This window comes from Streptomyces sp. NPDC044064 (assembly GCF_056434245.1).
The window spans coordinates 17828-34755 of record NZ_JBWKFN010000037.1 but is presented as its reverse complement, the minus strand read 5'-3'; the positions used below and the strand labels follow the sequence as shown (position 1 = coordinate 34755).

General features: G+C 70.3%; 12 protein-coding genes. 8 read left to right on the top strand and 4 right to left on the bottom strand.

Going from position 1 to position 16928, the window contains the following annotated elements; genetic code table 11:
- Positions 1-106: 106 nt before the first annotated feature.
- Positions 107-1300: a trypsin-like serine peptidase gene (locus AC07DS_RS39905; RefSeq protein ID WP_479153645.1), complete on the bottom strand. Its 1194-nt coding sequence runs from the start codon at positions 1298-1300 to the stop codon at positions 107-109.
- Positions 1301-1435: 135 nt separating this feature from the next.
- Positions 1436-2668 (bottom strand): trypsin-like serine peptidase, encoded by a 1233-nt coding sequence (locus AC07DS_RS39900; protein ID WP_479153643.1) that lies wholly within the window; start codon positions 2666-2668, stop codon positions 1436-1438.
- Positions 2669-2958: 290 nt separating this feature from the next.
- On the opposite strand from AC07DS_RS39900, the gene AC07DS_RS39895 reads away from it, so the two are divergent.
- The 4 genes from AC07DS_RS39895 to AC07DS_RS39880 all read left to right on the top strand — a co-directional run bounded on the left by AC07DS_RS39895 (position 2959) and on the right by AC07DS_RS39880 (position 9597).
- The gene (locus AC07DS_RS39895; RefSeq protein ID WP_479153641.1) at positions 2959-4431 is read left to right on the top strand and encodes a diaminobutyrate--2-oxoglutarate transaminase family protein; all 1473 of its coding nucleotides are present in this window, start codon (positions 2959-2961) and stop codon (positions 4429-4431) included.
- Positions 4432-4597: 166 nt separating this feature from the next.
- Entirely contained in the window at positions 4598-6544 is a 1947-nt protein-coding gene (locus AC07DS_RS39890; RefSeq protein ID WP_479153639.1) for an IucA/IucC family protein, read from the top strand.
- 67 nt (positions 6545-6611) lie between these two features.
- Positions 6612-7406 carry a GNAT family N-acetyltransferase gene (locus AC07DS_RS39885; protein WP_479153637.1) on the top strand — a complete coding sequence of 265 codons (795 nt, stop codon included), beginning with the start codon at positions 6612-6614 and terminating at the stop codon, positions 7404-7406.
- Between the two features lie 214 nt (positions 7407-7620).
- On the top strand, positions 7621-9597 hold the full coding sequence (locus AC07DS_RS39880) for an ATP-dependent DNA helicase (protein WP_479153635.1): 1977 nt from the start codon (positions 7621-7623) through the stop codon (positions 9595-9597).
- Between the two features lie 141 nt (positions 9598-9738).
- On the opposite strand, the gene lexA is transcribed toward AC07DS_RS39880, so the two are convergent.
- On the bottom strand, positions 9739-10518 hold the full coding sequence (gene lexA, locus AC07DS_RS39875; RefSeq protein WP_094216449.1) for a transcriptional repressor LexA: 780 nt from the start codon (positions 10516-10518) through the stop codon (positions 9739-9741).
- Positions 10519-11083: 565 nt separating this feature from the next.
- Here lexA and nrdR point away from each other — a divergent pair.
- The 3 genes from nrdR (at position 11084) to AC07DS_RS39860 (ending at position 15588) form a co-directional block, all read left to right on the top strand.
- Positions 11084-11635: a transcriptional regulator NrdR gene (gene nrdR / locus AC07DS_RS39870; RefSeq protein ID WP_479153631.1), complete on the top strand. Its 552-nt coding sequence runs from the start codon at positions 11084-11086 to the stop codon at positions 11633-11635.
- A gap of 162 nt (positions 11636-11797) precedes the next feature.
- Entirely contained in the window at positions 11798-14698 is a 2901-nt protein-coding gene (locus AC07DS_RS39865) for a vitamin B12-dependent ribonucleotide reductase (RefSeq protein ID WP_479153629.1), read from the top strand.
- Between the two features lie 101 nt (positions 14699-14799).
- Complete coding sequence (locus AC07DS_RS39860; protein ID WP_479153627.1) at positions 14800-15588, top strand: DUF2785 domain-containing protein; 789 nt, start codon at positions 14800-14802, stop codon at positions 15586-15588.
- 3 nt (positions 15589-15591) lie between these two features.
- Here AC07DS_RS39860 and AC07DS_RS39855 read toward each other — a convergent pair whose 3' ends face one another.
- Positions 15592-16158 carry a TerD family protein gene (locus AC07DS_RS39855; RefSeq protein WP_479153625.1) on the bottom strand — a complete coding sequence of 189 codons (567 nt, stop codon included), beginning with the start codon at positions 16156-16158 and terminating at the stop codon, positions 15592-15594.
- A 120-nt stretch (positions 16159-16278) separates the two neighbouring features.
- Between AC07DS_RS39855 and AC07DS_RS39850 the strand changes: the two genes are divergently transcribed.
- The gene (locus tag AC07DS_RS39850; RefSeq protein WP_145882960.1) at positions 16279-16884 is read left to right on the top strand and encodes a YdbC family protein; all 606 of its coding nucleotides are present in this window, start codon (positions 16279-16281) and stop codon (positions 16882-16884) included.
- Positions 16885-16928: the final 44 nt, after the last annotated feature.

Sequence of the window (16928 nt, the reverse complement as noted above, 5' to 3'; positions counted from 1 at the left end):
CCCCCCCCCCCCCCCTCCCCCGCCCCCCCCCCCCCCCCCCCCCCCCCCCCCACCCCACCCCCCCCCCCCCCCCCCCCCCCCCCCCCTCCCTTCCGGCTGTGCGCGGTCAGCGACCGCCGTACGTCTTGCTCATGCTCTCGTAGAGCGCCCGGGCCTCCTGGCCCAGCTGCGGGCCGGCGAGCCAGGTGTTGTTCGTCGGGCCGATCGACGTGTTCGAGACCAGCTCGGTCTTGCCGTTCACCACACGGAACCAGCCGCCGCCGGAGGAGCCGCCGGTCATGGTGCAGCCGATCCGGTACATCGTGGGCAGCGACGAGCTCAGCGACAGCCGGCCGGGCCGGTCGAGGCACTTGAACATCTTCAGCCCGTTGAACGGCGGCGCCGCCGGGTAGCCCCAGGCGCCCATGGTCGACACCTCGGTCGCGGACGGCGCCGAGAAGTCGACGTCGAGGGCCGCCCCGACCGTCTCCTCCAGCGACTTGGCCCCGGACTCGGGCTTCACGTGCAGCACCGCGTAGTCGTACGGCGCACCCGAGCCGCCCGACTCCGAGCCGCCCTGGATCCACTCGTTCGAGGTCGAGGCCCAGTCCGCCCACCAGGTGCCGTACGGCGCGACCTCCGAGGTCCTCGCGTTCGCCAGCTCCGACTCCGGCTTGCCGAGGTCGTTGTACGACGGCACGAAGGCGATGTTGCGGTACCAGCCGCCCTCCTTGCCGGCGTGCACGCAGTGGCCCGCCGTCCACACCAGGTTGGACTTGCCCGGGTGGTTGACGTCCTTGATCACCGTGCCGGAGCAGACCATCGCACCCTCGGGCGAGTCGAAGAAGACCTTGCCCACGGGGGCCGCGTTCCGGTGGTACGGCGTCTTCTCCGCCACGGCCTCGACCGGCCGCGGCTCCGGGTCGCTGACGCCCTGGTCGGCGGCGGCGTCCTTGGTGGACAGCGTCTTGTTGGCCTCCTTGGCGGACTTCATCCGCTCCGGCTTCCACAGACCCTGGATCACCGGGTTGACGAAGTCCTTGGCCTCACTGAGCCACTTGTCCTTGTCCCAGTTCTTCCAGCCGCCGTTCTGCCACTTGTCGACGTCGACGCCGTGCTTCTTGAGCTTGTCCTTGATGTCGTCCGGGATGTGGACCTTGCCGTCGTCGCCGGCGGCCTGCGGAGCGCCGGCCCGGCCGCCCGCCTTGTCGTCGTCGGAGCCGTTGCAGGCCGTGGCGGTGAGCGCCAGGGCGGCGACCAGGCCGGTCGCGGCAAGGACGGTACGGCGGCGGCCCGTCGAGGACCTACGTGCGGAACGCATTGGTGCGATAACCCCCGTTGAAGCTTTTGATGACATCCCACTATGCCCGTGGGACTGGGGACGGACGGCGGCGAGACGGTGAAGGTTCCTGTGAGACACCTTGCCGCCGCCCGTGCCCGGACTGTGCCCGCGGACCTACCGTCCGGCGAACTTCTTGCTGACGGAGTCGTACACGCCCTTGGCCACCTCACCCAGTCGGGGACCCGCCAGCCAGCCCGAAGTCACCGGGCCGATGGACGTGTTGGACACGAGCGCCGGCTTGCCGTCCGCGCCCGTCTCCACCCAGCCGCCGCCGGAGGAGCCACCGGTCATCGTGCAGCCGATGCGGTACATCGTCGGGTCCGACTTGTTGATCGACAGCCGGCCCGGCTTGTCCTGGCACTGGTACGCCAGCTGGCCGTCGTAAGGAGCCGCCGCCGGGTAGCCGGTCGCCGTGATGCTCCGCACCTGCGGCACGGCAGGCGCGTTGAAGTTCACCGGAAGCGCGCCGCCGACCGTCTCCTCCAGCGACTTGCCGGCGTTGCCCTGCTCCGGCGTCACATGGATCACGGCGTAGTCGTAGGAGGCGCCGTTGCCACCGGTCTCACCACCCTGGTCGATCCACTGCTGCGAGGTCTTCGCACCGTCGGCCCACCAGACGCCGTACGGCGCGACCTCTTCCCTGGCGGCGTTCTGCAGCTGGTCCGCCGACTTGGCCGCGTTGTTGTACGACGGCACGAAGGCGATGTTGCGGTACCAGCCGCCGCTCTTGCCGGCGTGCACGCAGTGCCCCGCCGTCCAGATGAGATTGGACTTGCCCGGGTGCGCCGGGTCCTGCACGACCGTCGCCGAGCAGACCATGGTGCCCTCGGGGGAGTCGAAGAACACCTTGCCCGACGTGGCCGCGCTGGTGTGGTACGGCGGCCGGACCGCCTGTGCCTTCACCGGCGCCGGGGTCGGGTCGGTCACGCCCTGGTCACCGGAGATGTCGTTGTCGTCGACACCCTTGTCCTTGTCCGGGTCGTTGGCGCCCCGCATCCGGTCCGGGTCCCACAGGCCCTTGATGATCGGGTTGATGAAGTCGTTGGCCTCGCGCAGCCAGTCGTCCCTGTTCCAGTTCTTCCAGGCGCCGTTCTTCCACTTGTCGATGTCGATCCCGTGCTGCTTGAGCTTGTCCTTGATGTCGTCCGGGATCTGGATCTTTCCGTCGCCGGTCCCGTTCGCCGTCGCGCTTGCGGTCGGCTTGCCGTCGGCGTGGTCGTCGCCGTTGCAGGCGGTGGCGGTCAGGGCCAGCGCCGAAGCGAGGGCGACCGCCGCCAGCACGGGGGAGGTTCTGCGGGGCGCACCCCTCCCGCGGCGAACGGTGAACGACGGCCGTATGGATCGCATGGTCTTGACTCCCCCTGCTGTAAAGGAACTAGGCGCTTCGGCTGCGGCACCGGCCCTGAACTCACTCGGAGTTCATGCCGGTCTCACGGCCTTATGGGAACGGGACCACACACTATGCGCTCGCTGTGGGTGACTTCCGACGGAAGCGCAACAGTTCCGTCACGGCAAGGATCTTGAGGCAACCCGTAACCCGCAGGCCCGTGAGCTGTTGGTAGCGGTGGGGGTCCTGCTGCCTGTGCCCGGTCCCCGTGGATCAACTCGCCTCTGGACAGCAGGGAGGACAGCGAGCCGTGGCCGTGACCGAGTCGGTGGCTGAAGGGGCGCACGGGGGAGCGCGTGCCGTGCACGAGGGGATCCTCAGGCGCCAGTCGGCGCGCGAGTCCGCGGCGCGCACCTACGCACGCGCCCTGCCCATCGTGCCTGTGCGGGCCAGGGGGATGACCATCGAGGGCGCCGACGGCCGCCGCTACCTGGACTGCCTCTCCGGCGCCGGAACGCTCGCCCTCGGCCACAACCACCCGGTCGTGCTGGAAGCCATCCGTCGCGTCCTCGAATCCGGCGCCCCGCTCTCCGTCCTCGACCTGGCGACCCCCGTCAAGGACGCCTTCATCACCGAACTGTTCCGCACCCTGCCGCCCGGGCTCGCCGACCGCGCCCGCGTCCAGTTCTGCGGACCGGCCGGCACCGACGCGGTCGAGGCCGCCTTCAAGCTGGTCAGGGCCGCGACCGGGCGCACCGGCATGCTCGCCTTCACCGGCGCCTACCACGGCATGACCTCCGGAGCCCTGGCCGCCTCCGGCGGCGCGGGCGACGTACGGGTCGCCCGCCTGCCCTACCCGCAGGACTACCGCTGCCCCTTCGGCGTCGGAGGCCCGCCCGGCGCCGAACTCGCCGCACGCTGGACCGAGTCCCTCCTCGACGACCCCAAGTCGGGCGTGCCGCTGCCCGCCGGGATGATCCTCGAACCCGTCCAGGGCGAGGGCGGGGTGATCCCGGCGCCGGACGACTGGCTGCGCCGAATGCGGCAGATCACGGCCGACCGGTCCGTCCCGCTGATCGCCGACGAGATCCAGACCGGCGTCGGCCGCACCGGCGCCTTCTGGGGCGTCGGGCACAGCGGAGTCACGCCCGACGTCATGGTCCTGTCCAAGGCCATCGGCGGCAGCCTCCCGCTCGCCGTGGTCGTCTACCGCGACGACCTCGACGTCTGGCAGCCCGGCGCCCACGCGGGCACCTTCCGCGGCAACCAGCTCGCCATGGCCGCGGGCACCGCCACCCTGGCCCATGTCCGAGAGAACGGCCTCGCCGAGCGGGCCGCCGCCCTCGGCTCCCGGATGCTGTCCGAACTGCGCGGACTGCAGTCGGAGTTCCCCTGCGTCGGGGACGTCCGGGGCCGCGGCCTGATGATCGGCGTCGAACTGGTGGACCCGGAGGGCAAGGGGACCGGGCCGGGTGCAACCCCCTCCGTCGAAGACCACCACGTCACGACGAGCGGGCTGGAACCCGCCCGCGCGCCTCGCCCGGCGGACGCCGAACTCGCCGCGGTCGTCCAGCGGGAGTGCCTCGACCGCGGCCTCATCGTGGAGCTGGGCGGCCGCCACGACAGTGTCGTACGGCTCCTTCCGCCGCTGACCATCAGCGACGAGCAGGCGGCAGCGGTACTGGACCGCCTCGCCGACGCGGTGGCCGCCGCGACCCGCCGTCAGCAGGACCGCGGCCACCGTCAGCGTCGGCCGGACGGCCCTGCGCAGGGCACCGGCTAGACACCGCGCACCGGCGCCCGCACCGCCGCAGCCGGAGAGCCCGACACCGCCTGCGCCCCACGCCCTCGCCACCAGGGCGCCCCATCGACCACGGCACGACGACCGAGCGCGCCCGACCGAACGAGACCAGCCCCGCCACACCCCAGACCAGCCCCGAGGAGCCGTCTTGAACGCCACCCCCACACCCGACGGCAGGTCCGGCGGCCCCGACGACCAAGGTGACTCCGGCTCCCAGCCCTCTCCGGTGCCGCTCGCCGATTCGGTACCCCCGCAGAAGAGGCGAACCCCGGACGGCACCCGAGCGGGAGAGCCCGGCGCCGATCCGCTGGACGACCCCGACCCCCGTACCGCAGCCCAGGCCGCCGCCGTGGAAAGCCTCCTGCGCTGCTGGGTACGGGAGACGAACCTCGCCGCCCCCGCGACCAACACCCTGCGCATCCCCCTGCCCAGTAGCGGCACCGCCCTGATCGCACCGATCCGCCACTGGTCCCCGACGGGCTGGCACCGCTTCGGGCCACCCCGCCTCGCCGACGCCCCCGAAACGGCCCCACCGGTCGACGCCGTCACCCTCGCAGCGCTGCTTGCCAGGGAGACACCCGGGGAGAGGGAGGGCAGAAGCACATCGAAGCCCACGGCCCCCGACGACGGCGCCGACCTGGTCGCCAGGGTGGCCGACTCTCTGCGCCGCACCGCGAACTTCATCCGCGACCGCCGCACACAACCGGCGGACGGCCCCGACCTGTTCCTCGGCGCCGAGCAGGCCCTTCTCCTCGGACACCCTCTGCATCCGACCCCGAAGAGCCGGGAAGGCCTGACCGAGACCGAGGCCCTGGTGTACTCGCCGGAGCTGCGCGGCTCCTTCCCCCTGCACTGGATGGCTGTGGCCCCCTCTCTGCTCGCGACCGACTCGGCCTGGACCGAGCGCGGACGTCCCGTCCCCGCCGACCACCTCACACAACGACTCGCCGGGACCGCCCTGCCGCTGCCCGACGAATACTGCGCCCTGCCCCTGCACCCCTGGCAGGCACGCGAGATCCGGCACCGTGAACCGGTCGCCGCCCTGCTCGACTCCGGCGCCCTCCGCGACCTCGGTCCGCTCGGCTGCGACTGGCACCCCACCTCCTCCGTGCGCACCGTCCACCAGTCCGGCGCCCCGGCGATGCTCAAGCTGTCGCTGGGACTGCGCATCACCAACTCCCGGCGCGAGAACCTGCGCAAGGAACTCCATCGCGGAGTCGAGGTGCACCGGCTGCTGCGCGGCGGCCTGTTCAAGCAGTGGCAGGCCGTGCATCCCGGCTTCGACATCGTCCGCGACCCGGCCTGGCTCGCCGTCGACGACCCGGACGGCCGCCCCGTGCCCGGCCTCGACGTCGTGATCAGGCACAACCCGTTCGCCCCGGCCGACGACGTCGGCTGCGTCGCCGGTCTCGTCTCACCCCGGCCCCTCATCGAACCCGGCACCAACGCCGCAGCGACGCACGGCCCCTGGCTCCACCGCTCCCGACTGGCCCAGCTCGTCGCACGGCTGTCCGCCGGCACCGGCCGGCCCGTCGGAGCCGTAGCCGCGGAGTGGTTCCTGCGCTACCTCGAACAGGTCGTCCGCCCCGTGCTCTGGCTGGACAGCGAAGCCGGCATCGCCCTCGAAGCCCACCAGCAGAACACGCTGCTCCTGCTCGACCGCGACGGCTGGCCCGCCGGTGGCCGCTACCGCGACAACCAGGGCTACTACTTCCGCGAGTCCCGGCGGGCCGACCTCGATGCCCGGCTGCCCGGCATCGGCGAGCACAGCGACACGTTCGTCTCGGACGAGGTCACCGACGAGCGCTTCGCGTACTACCTTGCCATCAACAACGTGCTCGGCCTGATCGGTGCGTTCGGCTCCCAGCGCCTCGCCGACGAGCGACTGCTCCTCGCGGCGTTCCGCCGCTTCCTCACCGACGTCGCCTCGGGCCCCGTCGCCCCCCGCTCCTCGCTGCCCGGCCTCCTCCTCGACTCACCCACCCTGCGCTGCAAGGCCAACCTGCTGACCAGGCTGCACGGCCTCGACGAACTCGTCGGCCCGGTCGACACCCAGTCCGTCTACGTCACCATCGCCAACCCCCTTCACTCCTGAACGCACGCACCGTCTTCCGTCATCTCCGAGGGCCATGCCCCCCTTCGTCTCCTGAGAGGAGCGCTCCGTGCCTCCCACCGACGCGAGCGCCGGCACCGGCACCGGCTCCGTCCCCCTCCACCCGGGCGACACCGGCCCCTGGGACTTCCGGGGCACCGGGGGCGACGGCGCCTGGGGCAAGGGCGCCGGGGACACCGCGTCCTTCGGGGACGGCGAGGACACGCTGGACCTGCGCCTGCCCGACGAGTTCATCGCCCGGTTCGCCGAGCCTCGTCTCGCCGACGGCCTGGACGACCTGCTCGACCACATCCCCACCTGGGGGCCGAACCCCACACCCGTGGGCATGTTCCAGTTGGTGCCGGTGCGTCTCGAACACGATCTGCCGCTCGTCCGGCGCTGGATGAACGACCCCGCTGTCGCCCCGTTCTGGGAGCTGGCCGGGGCCCACAACCAGACGGAGAGCCACCTGCGCGCCCAGATCGACGGCGACGGGCGCAGCACTCCCTGCCTGGGCGTGCTGGACGGCACCCCCATGAGCTACTGGGAGATCTACCGGGCGGACCTGGATCCACTGGCCCGCCACTACCCGGCCCGTCCGCACGACACCGGGATCCACCTCCTCATCGGCGGCGCCGCCGACCGAGGGCGTGGACTGGGATCCGCCCTGCTCAGAGCCGTGGCCGATCTGGTCCTCGACCGTCGCCCGGCCTGCGCCCGCGTCGTCGCGGAGCCCGATCTTCGTAACACCCCCTCCGTGGCCGCCTTCCTGAGCGCAGGCTTTCGGTTCGAGGCCGAGGTCGACCTGCCCGGCAAGCGGGCCGCCCTCATGATCCGGGACCGAGTCCTGCGCGGTCTGATGTAACGCTGTGTGGCGGAGCGTTCACATGTTGTACGTCCGGCGGGCCGCTGTGGTTCCCGCTGCCCGGAACGAATTCCGGAGCCCGCCGAACGAGCCGTACGCGCCGCCCGCCCCCGCCCCGATTCCGCCCCGTCCCAGGAGCCCCGGCCGTGATCCCACCCCTCGTACCAGCCTTGATCGCCCGTTTGTCAGTGCCGGGCCGTAGGGTGGTCGGGCTATGACGAAGCCCTCACTCCCCGAACTCCTGCATGCCGCTGTCGCAGCCGTCGGCGGTACGGAGCGCCCCGGCCAGGTGTCCATGGCCGAATCGGTCGCCGAGGCGATCGACGACGGATCCCATCTGCTGGTCCAGGCCGGCACCGGCACCGGAAAGTCGCTGGGCTATCTCGTGCCCGCGCTCGCGCACGGGGAGCGTGTGGTCGTCGCCACGGCCACACTCGCGCTGCAACGCCAGCTCGTCGAACGGGACCTGCCCCGCACCGTCGACGCCCTGCACCCGCTGCTGCGCCGCCGCCCGGAGTTCGCCATGCTCAAGGGCAGGTCGAACTACCTGTGCCTGCACCGCCTGCACGAGGGCGTGCCGCAGGACGAGGAGGACGGGCTCTTCGACCAGTTCGAGGCCGCCGCTCCCACCAGCAAGCTGGGCCAGGACCTGCTGCGCCTGCGGGACTGGGCCGACGAGACCGAGACCGGCGACCGGGACGACCTCACGCCGGGCGTCTCCGACCGCGCCTGGTCCCAGGTGTCGGTGTCCTCCCGCGAGTGCCTGGGCGCGTCGAAGTGTGCCTACGGCGCCGAGTGCTTCGCGGAGATGGCCCGCGAGCGTGCCAAGCTCGCCGAGGTCGTCGTCACGAACCACGCGCTTTTGGCCATCGACGCCATCGAGGGCGCACCGGTGCTCCCGCAACACGAGGTTCTGATCGTCGACGAGGCGCACGAGCTGGTCTCCCGCGTCACCGGCGTGGCCACCGGCGAACTCACACCCGGCCAGGTCAACCGTGCCGTGCGCCGAGCCGCCAAGCTCGTCAACGAGAAGGCCGCCGACCAGCTCCAGACCGCCGCCGAGGGCTTCGAGCGGGTGATGGAGCTGGCACTGCCGGGCCGTCTGGAGGAGATCCCGGAAGACCTCGGCTACGCCCTGATGGCGCTGCGGGACGCGGCCCGCACGGTCATCTCCGCGATCGGCGCGACCCGTGACAAGTCCGTCCAGGACGAGGACGCGGTCCGCAAGCAGGCGCTGGCCTCGGTGGAGACGGTCCACGACGTGGCGGAGCGGGTCCTGAACGGCTCCGAGTGGGACGTCGTCTGGTACGAGCGCCACGACCGGTTCGGCGCCTCCCTGTGTGTCGCCCCCATGTCGGTCTCCGGGCTGCTCAGGGAGAAGCTCTTCGCGGACCGCAGCGTCGTCCTCGCCTCGGCGACCCTCAAGCTGGGCGGCGACTTCAACGGCGTGGGTGCCTCCCTGGGGCTGGGGCCCGAGGGTGTGGAGGGCGAGGATCTCCCGGTCTGGAAGGGCCTCGACGTGGGCTCGCCCTTCGACTACCCCAAGCAGGGCATCCTCTACGTCGCCAGGCATCTCGCCCGCCCCGCGCGGGACGGTGATCGCACCGACATGCTCGACGAGCTGACCGAGCTGATCCAGGCGGCCGGGGGCCGCACCCTCGGACTGTTCTCGTCGATGCGGGCCGCCCAGCTCGCCGCCGAGGAGCTGCGCTCCCGGATCCCCGAGTTCCCGATACTGCTCCAGGGCGAGGAGACCCTCGGCGAGCTGATCAAGAACTTCGCGGCCGACCCCAAGACCTGCCTCTTCGGCACGCTGTCGCTGTGGCAGGGTGTCGATGTGCCGGGCCCCAGTTGTCAGCTGGTCGTCATGGACAAGATCCCGTTCCCGCGCCCGGACGATCCGCTGATGAGCGCCCGCCAGAAGGCGGTGGAGGAGGCGGGCGGCAACGGCTTCATGGCGGTGGCCGCGACACATGCGGCCCTGCTCATGGCCCAGGGCGCCGGCCGTCTCGTCCGGGCCTCCGGGGACCGCGGTGTGGTCGCCGTACTCGACCAGCGGCTCGCCACCGCGCGGTACGGCGGCTACCTCAAGGCGTCACTGCCCGAGTTCTGGTACACCACGGACCGCAACCAGGTGCGCAAGTCGCTCGCGGCGATCGACGCGGCCGCGAAGCAGACGGAAGCCCAGTGAATCTCTCCCACCTGGACCGATAGGGCCAGGTGGGCCGTACGGCGACTCTGGGCGGAGCCGAACGAACAGGGCCCCGGAACCGGCGCAGAGGTCCCGGGGCCCGGTCAGGGAGCGGGCCGCCCGGCCCGTCCGCCGCAGCGGTCACACGCGCCGCAGCACGGCGACGACCTTGCCGAGGATGGTCGCGTCGTCGCCGGGGATCGGCTCGTAGGCCGAGTTGTGCGGGAGGAGCCAGACATGGCCGTCCTCGCGCTTGAAGCGCTTGACGGTGGCTTCACCTTCCAGCATGGCCGCCACGATGTCGCCGTTCTCGGCGACGGGCTGACGGCGGACGGTGACCCAGTCGCCGTCACAGATCGCGGCCTCGATCATGGAGTCGCCGACGACCTTGAGGACGAACAGTTCGCCGTCGCCGACGAGCTGCCGGGGGAGAGGGAAAACGTCCTCGACCGACTCCTCCGCGAGGATCGGGCCACCGGCGGCGATGCGGCCGACCAGCGGGACGTACGACGCCGCGGGCTTGCCGGCGGTGTCGGTGGGCTGCACGGTCACGGCCTGGTCGGAGCCGCGCACCTCGTAGGCGCGCGGGCGGTGCGGGTCGCGGCGCAGGAAGCCCTTGCGCTCCAGCGCCATCAGCTGGTGCGCGACCGAGGACGTGCTGGAGAGCCCGACGGCCTGGCCGATCTCGCGCATCGACGGCGGGTAACCGCGTCGCTGCACGGAGTCCCTGATGACCTCGATCACCCGGCGCTGCCGGTCGGTGAGTCCGGAACTGTCCGCCCGGATGCCTGGAGGTCGGCCCGGCAGGGAGCGCTTGTGCCCCTCGGGATTCGTGGCTTCGTTCATCGCATGTACCGGCTCGACTCGGCCCTGGGAGCGGTCCTGGGCAGTGATGGTGGCACTGTCTGCGGTGGTGGTCACGTCGGCCCCTCTCGATGGTCTCCCTGCTGGACAACGGTAGTTGCTTTCGAAAGGTTGCGCCAAACACACGTTCGAGTGAAAAAGTGCGATTCGCCTGACGCGATCATGTGTCCGGGTGTATGGGCTAACGCGACCTCTGGCAGACAAAAGCGCCCATTGTTGTACGCTTCACCGCCGGGGCGGATCACCTCGTGGGTTGCTTCCCCAGTCTGCCACCCGGAACCCCGTCAACCGGGATCCGGGTCCCTTCTGTGCCGGAGCCCTACGCGTCCTCCGTGCGGCGCCCACGCTATCTCCGCAAGTGTCCTCGCGGTACGTCCGTGCGCGCGTGTTTTCACAGGTGGCGGGCCGACTGGGCCGTTCGGGGGGGCACGTCTGCGACACGCGCGAGCTGTCGATGTATCAGCCAATCCCCACATCTAGTGGTTGGATTGCTACAGCAGCCCACAAGTTGTGGTCCCCCGGGTCTGAGAGGCCTCCGCGATCGCCTATGCTTGGGGCTGCTTCGAGAGGCCCCAGAGGCCTCTGGGGGCTGTTTAGTCTGCTGTGAGGAGGGTTGGAGATCATGCACTGCCCCTTCTGCAGGCACCCCGACAGCCGCGTGGTCGACAGTCGTACGACCGACGACGGCACGTCGATCCGCAGGCGCCGCCAGTGCCCGGACTGCTCCCGTCGTTTCACGACCGTGGAGACGTGTTCGCTCATGGTGGTGAAGCGGTCCGGAGTCACCGAGCCATTCAGTCGTACCAAGGTCATCAACGGCGTGCGCAAGGCATGCCAGGGGCGGCCTGTCACCGAGGACGCACTCGCCCAGCTGGGCCAGCGGGTCGAGGAGGCGGTGCGGGCCACCGGGAGCGCCGAGCTGACCACCCACGATGTGGGCCTGGCCATACTCGGCCCCCTGCAGGAGCTCGACCTCGTCGCCTATCTGCGATTCGCCTCCGTCTACCGGGCGTTCGACTCGCTCGAGGACTTCGAGGCCGCCATCGCGGAGCTGAGAGAAGCGACGCGCGGCCCCGCCGCGGACGACGAAGGCGCGGGAGCGGGGAGCCAGGAAGACCATCGCGGGCCCGGAGGGACCACCCAGGTTCCCGTGCCCGCCCACGCCGCCGACTGACCGGCGGGCCGGAACCGGACGGAGACCCGGGTTCCGGCCGGGAAGCGGCGACCGAAGACCTGTTGCGGGCGTATCCGAGGGTGCCCGCAACACAAGACAGAACACCGTGTCACGGGAACATCGTGGCACTTCAGGGCGTTTTAGCCCGTAGAGGGAGGCGGCATGACAGAGACGGCGAGCGGTCCGGCACGAGGTTCCCGAGCGAAGGGCACCAAGGCCACCAAGGGGCTGCGTATCGAGCGCATCCACACCACCCCCGGCGTACACCCGTACGACGAGGTCGAGTGGGCGCGCCGTGACGTCGTCATGACCAACTGGCGCGACGGCTCGGTCAATTTCGAGCAGCGTGGCGTCGAGTTCCCCGACTTCTGGTCGGTGAACGCGGTCAACATCGTCACCAGCAAGTACTTCCGTGGTGCCGTCGGCACCCCGCAGCGCGAGGTCAGCCTCAAGCAGCTGATCGACCGCATCGTGAAGACGTACCGGAAGGCCGGCGAGGACCACAAGTACTTCGCCTCGCCCGCCGACGCCGAGATCTTCGAGCACGAGCTGGCCTACGCCCTCCTGCACCAGATCTTCAGCTTCAACAGCCCCGTCTGGTTCAACGTCGGAACCCCGCAGCCCCAGCAGGTCTCCGCCTGCTTCATCCTGTCCGTCGACGACTCCATGGAGTCGATCCTCGACTGGTACAAGGAAGAGGGCATGATCTTCAAGGGCGGCTCCGGCGCCGGCCTGAACCTCTCCCGCATCCGCTCGTCCAAGGAGCTGCTGTCCTCCGGCGGCAACGCCTCCGGGCCGGTCTCCTTCATGCGCGGTGCCGACGCCTCCGCCGGCACCATCAAGTCCGGTGGCGCCACCCGCCGGGCCGCCAAGATGGTCATCCTCGACGTCGACCACCCCGACGTCGAGGACTTCATCGAGACCAAGGTGAAGGAAGAGGAGAAGATCCGCGCCCTGCGTGACGCGGGCTTCGACATGGACCTCGGTGGCGACGACATCACCTCGGTCCAGTACCAGAACGCCAACAACTCGGTCCGTGTGAACGACGAGTTCATGAAGGCGGTCGAGCAGAGCGGCAAGTTCGGCCTGCGTGCGCGCATGACCGGCGAGGTCATCGAGGAGGTCGACGCCAAGTCCCTCTTCCGCAAGATGGCCGAGGCCGCCTGGGCCTGCGCCGACCCGGGCATCCAGTACGACGACACCATCAACCACTGGCACACCTGCCCGGAGTCCGGCCGGATCAACGGCTCGAACCCCTGCAGCGAGTACATGCACCTGGACAACACGTCCTGCAACCTGGCCTCGCTGAACCTGATGAAGTTCCTCAAGGACGACGGCAAGGGCAACCAGTCCTTCGACACCGAGCGCTTCCAGAAGGTCGTCGAGCTGGTCATCACCGCGATGGACATCTCGATCTGCTTCGCGGACTTCCCGACGCAGAAGATCGGCGAGAACACCCGCGCCTTCCGCCAGCTCGGCATCGGCTACGCCAACCTCGGCGCCCTGCTGATGGCGACCGGTCACGCGTACGACTCGGACGGCGGCCGCGCCCTGGCCGGCGCCATCACCTCCCTGATGACGGGTACGGCCTACCGCCGCTCCTCCGAGCTGGCCGCGGTCGTCGGCCCGTACGACGGCTACGCCCGCAACGCCGACGCTCACAAGCGCGTCATGAAGCAGCACGCCGACGCCAACGGCAAGGCCGTCGGCATGGACGACCTGGACATCCCGGTGTGGGCCGCCGCCACGGAGGCCTGGCAGGACGTGCTGCGCATCGGTGAGCAGAACGGCTTCCGTAACTCCCAGGCGTCCGTCCTCGCCCCGACCGGCACCATCGGTCTGGCGATGTCCTGCGACACCACCGGTGTCGAGCCCGACCTCGCGCTGGTGAAGTTCAAGAAGCTCGTCGGCGGCGGCTCGATGCAGATCGTCAACGGCACCGTCCCGCAGGCCCTGCGCCGCCTGGGTTACCAGGAGGAGCAGATCGAGGCAATCGTCGCCCACATCGCCGAGCACGGCAACGTGCTCGACGCCCCCGGCCTCAAGCACGAGCACTACGAGGTCTTCGACTGCGCCATGGGCGAGCGCGCCATCTCCCCGATGGGCCACGTCCGCATGATGGCCGCGATCCAGCCCTGGATCTCCGGCGCCATCTCCAAGACGGTCAACATGCCGGAGACGGCGACCGTCGAGGAGGTCGAGGAGATCTACTACGAGGCCTGGAAGCTCGGCGTCAAGGCGCTCGCGATCTACCGCGACAACTGCAAGGTCGGCCAGCCGCTCTCCGCCAAGAAGAAGGAGGAGGAGAAGGCCGAGATCACCGAGAAGGCCGAGGAGACGATCCGTACCGCGGTCGAGAAGGTGGTCGAGTACCGCCCGGTCCGCAAGCGTCTCCCCAAGGGCCGCCCCGGCATCACCACGTCCTTCACGGTCGGTGGCGCCGAGGGCTACATGACCGCCAACTCCTACCCGGACGACGGTCTCGGCGAGGTCTTCCTGAAGATGTCCAAGCAGGGCTCGACTCTCGCGGGCATGATGGACGCCTTCTCCATCGCGGTCTCCGTCGGCCTCCAGTACGGCGTGCCGCTGGAGACGTACGTCTCGAAGTTCACGAACATGCGCTTCGAGCCTGCCGGTATGACGGACGACCCGGACGTGCGGATGGCGCAGTCGATCGTCGACTACATCTTCCGCCGCCTGGCGCTGGACTTCCTGCCCTTCGAGACGCGCTCCGCGCTCGGTATCCACTCCGCCGAAGAGCGTCAGCGTCACCTGGAGACCGGCTCCTACGAGCAGTCCATCGACGATGACGAGGTCGACGTCGAGGGCCTGGCCCAGTCGGCGCCGCGCGCCCAGGAGCTGAAGGCCGTCGCCGCCCCGAAGGCCGAGGTCGAGGTGGCCAAGCCCGCCACGAAGCAGGCGCACACCAGCGCCGAGCTGGTGGAGATGCAGCTGGGCATCCAGGCCGACGCCCCGCTGTGCTTCTCCTGCGGCACGAAGATGCAGCGCGCCGGCTCCTGCTACATCTGCGAGGGCTGCGGCTCGACCAGCGGCTGCAGCTGATGACACGCGGTTTCTGAGGTAAGGGGCGCCGGCCATGGGTCGGCGCCCCTTACTTTTGCGGTTGCTCCTCCGGGGTGCGCGGAGCGCCGTAGCCTCCGTTCATGACCACACCCCAGCGGTACGACGCCGACATCCGCGACCTCTCCGAGGCGGACCGGGCCATGGCTCTCGACGCCTTGGCCGAGGACCTTCGTTCACCCGATCCCGTGGTGCGCGACGACGGCGCCTACCTCGCGGCCGTCCGCTGGACACCAGCGCTCCGCTCCGGGGAGCGTGTCCGGCTCGGCGACCGTATGGCCCTTCATCTGAAGGACCCTGCCGTGCAGGCGCGCAGCTTCGCGCCGCTCGTCCTGGCCCGGATCGTGGAGGCCGGCGACTGGCAGCCGCAGTGGTGGGACGCCTTCGCGGACTGGTACCCCGCGGAAACGGATCTGCGCGGCCACGACCCGGCCCTGGGCTGGGTGCACGCCGTCGCCCACGGCGCGGATCTCCTGGCGGTACTCGCCCGGCACCCCGGCCAGCCACCGCAGCCGCTGGCCGAGTTGGCCGCCGTCCGGTTGGTGGCGCCCACGGATCACCTCTTCGACGCGCAGGAGGACGACCGCCTCGCCTACGCGCTCGCGCAGATCCTCTGCCACCCCGACCTCACCGAGGCCGACTCGGTGCGCTGGCTGGCCCCGGTCGCGGCGGCCTTCCGGACCGGTGAGCCCGGCCCGGTGCCGGCCTGGGCCTCCAACGCCATGCGCACGCTGCGGATGCTCTACCTCCTGGCCGACCGGGGGCTGAGCAGGCGCAACACCGACGAGCCCCCGCGCTCACCCACCCACCGAGAGGCCGTCCTCGGGGAACTGGCCCGGACGCTCGCGATCGTGGCCCCCTACACGGCCTGAGCGTCAGGACCGGTGCGCCCTGCCCATGACCCGGGTGAAGGTCGCCGGGTCCTCGTCGAAGCCGTGGACACCGGCGCGGAAGTTCCACCCGCCGGACTCGTCTCGTGCGAACTCGGCGATCGTGGCCGCCGTGGCCCCGGGAACCGAGCCGAATTCGTCCTCGGCGAGCACGGTGTAGCCCTCACGCACACGCATGGCCGGATTGAGCACGTCGGCGAACGTCCTTGGACCGGACTGCTGCTGGATGACGACACCGATCACCACGCGCGCGTACCGGCTGTCGAGCCGGTCCAGTTCGAGCGTCATCACCTCGTCCCAGCCGAATCCCTTGCCGTCCGTGCTGTCCCGGTTGAGGAAGATCGTGCCGTCCGGCGATCGGCTGTCGTAGTGCACCAGATAGGCCGGAGTTCCGTACGGGTCACCGGACACGAAGGTCGCGGCGACGACGTCGAGGTCCGTGGGCGGCTGACCCGTCGGACTGGGGTCCCACTTGAGGGCGACCTCGATCTTGCGGTTTCCCTTGCTGAAGCCGGTCACCGGGCTTCCCCTTCCCCCCTGAAGATCCTTCATCCCCAACTGCCTTGAAGTCGGGGTTCCTTGTTCATCGTGCCACGCGCGCGGGGGCGTATGCGCGGGCGATCTTCGCCGGAGCGTGACCGACGCCACGCCCGGTGGCCTTACGATGGCGCGGTGCTGGTCAAGTGGATTCGCTGCACCGTGGTGGACCGCCGCGGCTTCGAGCGGGGGCAGCGGAAATGGGCGGGGCTTCTGGGGGAGCCGGGGTTTCGGGGGCAGGGTGGCGGCTGGAGCCGGCAGCGGCCGGGAGTGGCGCACATCTTCGCCTTCTGGGAGAGCCGTGCCTTCTACGACTCCTTCATGGCCCGCTCCCACGACCGCCTGGCGGCCGCCCAGTCCGGCACGTTCAAGGACGCCCAGGTCAAGCTGTTCGAGTACCGCTTCGACGTGAAGACGGGCTTCGAGCCCCGGTTCACCGACTCGGATCTGATCCGTGTGGCCCTCTGCAGGGTGCACGAGGAGCGCGTCGAACACTTCACCCTCATGCAGGAGAAGGTCTGGAACCCCGCGATGGCCGGCTCGCCCGGCATGATCCGGGGCATGTTCGGCGAGGCACCCGAGCACGAGTTCCTGGTCCTGTCCATGTGGCGGTCGGCGGCCGAGCACGGCAAGTACCGCACCGAGCGGGTGGAGCGCCTCGCCCTGCGCGCCCAGACGGAGGCGGACATCGCCGCTCTCTCCGGTGACATCGTGGAACTGGAACCGTCCTGGACGGTCTGAGATAGTTGGAAAATCCAACGCTCAAATTGCCTGCCGGGAGCGGT

Coding starts and splice junctions, on each gene's coding strand:
- AC07DS_RS39865 (WP_479153629.1), top strand. CDS start 11,798: ATGACAGAGACGGCGAGCGGTCCGGCACGAGGTTCCCGAGCGAAGGGC.
- AC07DS_RS39905 (WP_479153645.1), bottom strand. CDS start 1,300: ATGCGTTCCGCACGTAGGTCCTCGACGGGCCGCCGCCGTACCGTCCTT.
- AC07DS_RS39860 (WP_479153627.1), top strand. CDS start 14,800: ATGACCACACCCCAGCGGTACGACGCCGACATCCGCGACCTCTCCGAG.
- AC07DS_RS39900 (WP_479153643.1), bottom strand. CDS start 2,668: ATGCGATCCATACGGCCGTCGTTCACCGTTCGCCGCGGGAGGGGTGCG.
- AC07DS_RS39880 (WP_479153635.1), top strand. CDS start 7,621: ATGACGAAGCCCTCACTCCCCGAACTCCTGCATGCCGCTGTCGCAGCC.
- nrdR (WP_479153631.1), top strand. CDS start 11,084: ATGCACTGCCCCTTCTGCAGGCACCCCGACAGCCGCGTGGTCGACAGT.
- AC07DS_RS39855 (WP_479153625.1), bottom strand. CDS start 16,158: ATGAAGGATCTTCAGGGGGGAAGGGGAAGCCCGGTGACCGGCTTCAGC.